The 255-nt window shown below is 37.3% G+C and carries 1 protein-coding gene; it reads left to right on the top strand.

From position 1 onward, the window contains the following. A partial coding sequence (locus G3A46_RS14660) for a hypothetical protein (protein ID WP_165150792.1) occupies positions 1 to 255 on the top strand: 255 nt, incomplete at both ends.

The raw sequence follows: 255 nt of genomic DNA, 5'->3' as shown, positions 1-255 counted from the left end.
TAATGGAACATTTACAAATTCTGCAGAAGTAGTTGGTACAACACCAGCAGGTGCAGAAGTAACCGACATCTCTAACAATGATGGTTATGTAGGAGACAACCCAACAGTTATCGAACTTTGTCAAAACGCTGCAATAGCGATTGTGAAAACAGGAGTTTTCAATGATGAGAACGATAATGACTGTTCAGATGTTGATGAGACTATCACATATACTTTTACAGTAACTAACCAAGGAAATGTAAGTCTGTCTAACAT

The sequence above is a fragment of the Aequorivita sp. KMM 9714 genome (assembly GCF_011065475.1).
Taxonomy (GTDB): domain Bacteria; phylum Bacteroidota; class Bacteroidia; order Flavobacteriales; family Flavobacteriaceae; genus Aequorivita; species Aequorivita sinensis.
The sequence above is the reverse complement of the archived record's forward strand: the minus strand, read 5'-3'. Positions and strand labels throughout refer to the sequence as shown.